Source organism: Pseudokineococcus marinus (assembly GCF_013004605.1).
GTDB lineage: Bacteria > Actinomycetota > Actinomycetes > Actinomycetales > Quadrisphaeraceae > Pseudokineococcus > Pseudokineococcus marinus.
On the sequence record NZ_JABEMA010000296.1, the window covers coordinates 1 to 3,872 of the forward strand.

Here is a 3,872-nt window from a genome sequence, read left to right on the forward strand (position 1 = left end):
GGCGGGTCGGTGGGCGTCATGCGCGGGTCCTTCTCGTCGGGGGGCCGGCGCCCCGTCGTGGGCGCGGGTCCGGCGGCGGACGCTACGGAGGGCTGCGAGCGTCGGACGGGGCCGCGACGGGCCCGCCACCCCGACGGCGCAGCGCCACGACCCCTCCGGCGCAGCGGCTCGCACGTGGGGACCGCGGCCCGCCACCCGGTCGGAGCAGGGCCGACCGGGGTACCCGGCCGGTGCCTCCGGCACGCGACCCCTCAGCCGCGGCCGACCGGTGCCGACGACCGGGACGAGGGCCGCAGCCGCGCCCTCGTCGGCGAGGCGGAGGTGGGCGACGTGAGCGACCGCGCGCGCAGCGCCTGCATCGCCGTCATGGGCGTGGGCATGGCGGCCGTCGCCGTCGCGCTGCTCCTCGGGCCGCTGGGGGACGTGCGCGCGCAGGGCCAGGAGATGCCCTGGTGGGTGCTCGTGCCCCTCTTCGCCGCGGCAGAGCTCGTCGTCGTCCACGTCCAGGTGCGGCGCGAGTCGCTGTCGATCTCCATGGCCGAGGTGCCGCTCGTCCTCGGGCTCGCCTTCGCGGCACCGCACGAGCTCGTCCTCGCCAGCCTGCTCGGCTCGCTGGTCGGGCTGCTGCACCGCCGCCAGCTCGGCCTCAAGCTGCTGCTCAACCTGGGCCTGTTCGCCCTCGAGGCGGCGCTGGCCGCGACCGTCTACCACGCGCTGGCCGGCGGGGCGGACCCGGTGAGCGCCCGGGGCGCCGTCGCGGCCCTCGTGACGGTCGTCGCGACGGACCTCGTGAGCGCCGCCCTGCTGACGGCCGTCATCGGCGTCCGCGTCGGCGAGCTCGACGGCGAGGTGCTCCGCGAGGCCGTCACCACCGGGCTCGCCGCGGCGCTCGCGACGGCGAGCGTCGGCCTGCTCGTCGTCCTGCTCGTGCGCACCGAGCCCCTGGGGCTGCTGCCGCTCGTCGTCGTCCTCGCCGTGCTCGCCCTCGCCTCGCGGGCCGTCACCTCCCTCAGCCGCGGCACCGCCCGCCTGGAGCTGCTGCACCGCTTCGCCCGGGCCGTCGAGGCTGAGAGCGGCGTGGACCCCGTCTCCGCCGCCGCGCTGCGCGAGGCGCGCGACGCCCTCGGGGCCGACCGCGCCCTCCTCGTCACCGCGGGGCCGGACGGCGCCGAGACCGGCCGCCTCGTGCTGGGCGACGACGGCGCCGTCCGCCGCGCCGAGCCCGGCCCGGGCGCCTGGTGGGCGCCCGCGCTGGCGGGGCGCGACGTCGTCGCCGACGGCGGGCTCGACGGTCTGGCGGCGCCGCTGCGCGCCGAGGGCCGGGTCGTGGGGGCGCTCGTCCTCGAGGGGCGGCCGCACCACCTCGGCGCCTGGACCGGCGACGACCGCGGCCTCATGCGCTCGCTCGCGGGGCACGCGGCCGTGCGGCTGCACAACGCCCACCTCCTCGACGCCGTGCGCGCCGAGGCCGAGGCCGCCGAGCACCTCGCGCTGCACGACCCCCTCACGGGCCTCGCCAACCGGCGGGGCGCGCTGCGCGCCGTCGAGGCGCGCCTCGCCGAGCGCCCGTGCGCCGCGGTGCTCATGGTCGACGTCGAGGGCTTCACCGACGTCAACGACGCCCTGGGCCACGACACGGGCGACGCCCTGCTGCGCGAGGTCGCGCGCCGGCTCGTCGACGCCGTCGGCCGGGCCGACCACGTGGCCCGCCTCGGCAACGACGAGCTCGCGGTCCTCCTGCCGGGCGCCACGAGCACCGAGCACGCCCTGCTGCTCGCCCGGGAGGTCCTCGAGCGGGTGCCGGGGCCGTTCCGCCGCGAGCACATGACCCTCGACGTCCGCGTCTGCGCCGGCCTGGCCGTCGCCGTCGAGGCCGGGGTCGACGCGCCGACGCTGCTCCAGCGGGCGGACACGGCGCTGTACGCGGCCAAGCGCGAGCGCACGGGCCTGCGGGTGTGGGACGCCGTCGACGCCGTCGGCAGCACCCGGCGGCTGGCGCTGCTCGGCGACCTGCGCCGCAGCATCGCCGCCGACGAGCTGGCCGTGCACTACCAGCCCAAGGTCGACCCGGGCACGGGCCGGGCCACCGGCGTCGAGGCGCTCGTGCGCTGGCACCACCCCGAGCACGGCCGGGTGGTCCCGGACGAGTTCATCCCGCTCGCCGAGCAGAGCGGCCTCATCGCCCCGCTGACGACGCTCGTGCTGCGCACGGCGCTGCGCGACTGCGCGCGCTGGCGGCGCTGCCGGCCCGACCTGACGGTCGCCGTCAACCTCTCGGCGCGCAGCCTGCTCGACCCGGGCCTGCCCGAGCAGGTGGCGGACGCGCTCGCTGAGGTCGGCCTGCCGGGCCGCGCCCTGGTGCTGGAGATCACCGAGACGGCCGTCATGACCGACCTCGACCGCGCCCTGCGCGTCCTGCACGCGCTGCGCCGCCTCGGCGCGCAGCTGTCCGTCGACGACTTCGGCACCGGCCAGTCGTCCCTGGCCTACCTCACGCGGCTCCCCGTCGACGAGATGAAGATCGACCGGTCCTTCGTCGCGGCCATGGCGGCCAGCTCGTCCGACGCGGCGGTCGTGCGCACCGCCGTCGACCTCGGCCACGTCCTGGGTCTGTCCGTCGTCGCCGAGGGCGTCGAGGACGCCGGGACCCTCGAGGCGCTCGCCGACCTCGGCTGCGACGCCGTGCAGGGCTACCACCTCGGGCGCCCCATGCCGGCCGAGGAGCTGGCGGCCTGGCTCGCCCGGCAGGTCCCGGCGCCGCGGCGCGGGGAGCCGGACGTCGCCCCCGTGCCCCGGCGTCAGTAGAACTCGACGACGTCCACCCGGTTGCGCAGCTCGCGGCCGTCGAGGAGCCGGGTGGCGTTGTCGGCGAAGAGCTCGGCGATGCGGTGGTCGAGGGTCGGGCTGCCGGCCGCGGTGTGCGGGCTGACGAGCACGTCGGGTCGGTCCCACAGCGGGCTGCCGGGCTCGAGCGGCTCGCGGGCGACGACGTCGAGGGCCGCGAAGCCGACCGTCCCGTCGTCGAGCGCCGCCACCAGGGCCTCCTCGTCGACGACGGTGCCGCGGCCGACGTTGACGAAGGTCGCGCCCGGGCGCAGGGCGGCGAAGAAGTCCGCGCCCAGCAGGCCCTTCGTGCCCGGCGTGCCGGGGAGGGTGACGACGACGGCGTCCGCGCGGGCGGCGGCGCCCACGAGCCCGTCGGTGGTGACGACCTCGTCGACGCCGTCGACGGGGCGCCCGTGGCGGCTCGCGCCGAGCACCGTCGTCCCGAGGGCGGAGAGGAGCCGGGCGACCTCCGCGCCGATCCCGCCGAGCCCGACGACGAGCACGGTCTGCTCGGCGAGCTGGCCCATGAGCCACCGCTCGGGCCAGGTGCGGGCGGCCGAGTCGGCCTGCAGCCGCGGGAGCCGCTTGGCGCCGGCGAGCAGGCCCAGGAGCGCGAACTCGGCCAGCGGCGTGCCGTGGACGCCGGCGGACGTCGTGAAGGCCACGCGCTGCAGCTCCTCGTCGGTGAGCCGGGCGGCGCGCACCGACTGCCCGCCGCCGGCGGCCATCGTGTGCACCCAGCGCAGGCGCGGGTTGGCGCGCACGGCCCGGGCGAGGGCGGCCGGGTCGTCGTCCGGGACGCCGAAGAGGGCGTCGGCGCCGTCGAGCAGCTCCTCGTAGGCGCGCTGCTGCTCGGGCGTGCGGCGGAAGGCCGGGTCGCCGCCCTGGTCGCCCTCGTACCGCTGCGGCGCGAGCAGCTCGGGGCCGACGACGAGGTCGACCCGCGGCTCGCGCTCGGTGACGATCCGGCGGCTCTCGTCGTCGACGGTCGCGGCGACGGCCACGCGCAGGCGCTCGGGCACGGGTGCTCCTCGGGTGGGGGCTGG

At 78.4% G+C, this 3,872-nt stretch carries 2 protein-coding genes; one reads left to right on the forward strand and one right to left on the reverse strand.

Annotation, left to right across the window (positions count from 1 at the left end; genetic code table 11):
• Positions 1 to 330: 330 nt before the first annotated feature.
• Entirely contained in the window at positions 331 to 2,805 is a 2,475-nt protein-coding gene (locus HLB09_RS20140) for a putative bifunctional diguanylate cyclase/phosphodiesterase (protein WP_171204011.1), read from the forward strand.
• Here the strand turns inward: HLB09_RS20140 and HLB09_RS14315 are convergent.
• Entirely contained in the window at positions 2,799 to 3,848 is a 1,050-nt protein-coding gene (locus HLB09_RS14315; protein ID WP_171204012.1) for an NAD(P)-dependent oxidoreductase, read from the reverse strand. The genes HLB09_RS20140 and HLB09_RS14315 overlap by 7 nt on opposite strands.
• Between the last annotated feature and the right edge of the window lie 24 nt (positions 3,849 to 3,872).